Annotated in this window: 1 pseudogene; it reads left to right on the plus strand. The window is 57.5% G+C overall.

What is annotated here, in order from left to right:
• Positions 1–815: pseudogene (locus tag C5B90_RS19950) on the plus strand (site-specific integrase); the annotation flags it as partial.

The raw sequence follows: 815 nt of genomic DNA on the forward strand, positions 1-815 counted from the left end.
TGCGACGTTCCAACCTATGGGTGGCTCACCGAACATGGTTACAGTGGTATCGCGTACGCGCTGCGCGAGCATCATGATTTGACGCCCAAGCAGTTCTTCGTCGACGTCGTCGGTCTCGAAGATGAGGAATCTGTGGGGTGGGAGTGGAACGTCGATGACGAAGATACTGTCAACGCTCTAGAAGTATACCTCAATTCGATACAAACCCGTGGTGGGCGAGCAGAGAGCACCGTCGAGACCCACCGGACGAGGTTGGCCAAGTGGGTTCGGACCTATCGAGAACTGCACGAGACTGATGCATTGCTCGAACCACTGTCTGAACTTGACCAGCAACCGCAGGAGATTGAGCGGTGTCTCGCAGTTCTCGACGTCTTCGACGAGGAGCTATCGACGGATCGGTCGAAGCTCGAATATCTGCACGTCGCACGAGCGTGGTATGCGTTCGTGAAACGCCGGAAATACGCGAAGTACAATCCACTTTCAGAGGCTGGTGAGGAGTTCGGATGGGAGGCTAGGGAACCAGACCCACAGGCGTTGTCGGCGTCGCAGGTTCGTCGAGTCTACAGCGAGGTCGACTCGCCCGAAGCGGAGTTACTCGTGGTTGCGCTCGCTGGATGGGGGTTACGGCCTTCCGAGGTTGCCGCGTTGCACGTTGACCAGGTGGTCTTGGATGCTGAAGACCCACATCTGTCGTTCGGTGATGGGGAGCGGAAGAACGGCCCTGGTGAGGTGACGCTGCTGTATGGCGTGGACGTCATCGCTGATCGGATTGATCCGCTTTCTGACCGTGAGAACTGGGACGGGTATCTCTTCCC

It is taken from the genome of Haloferax sp. Atlit-12N, from assembly GCF_003383095.1.
GTDB lineage: Archaea > Halobacteriota > Halobacteria > Halobacteriales > Haloferacaceae > Haloferax.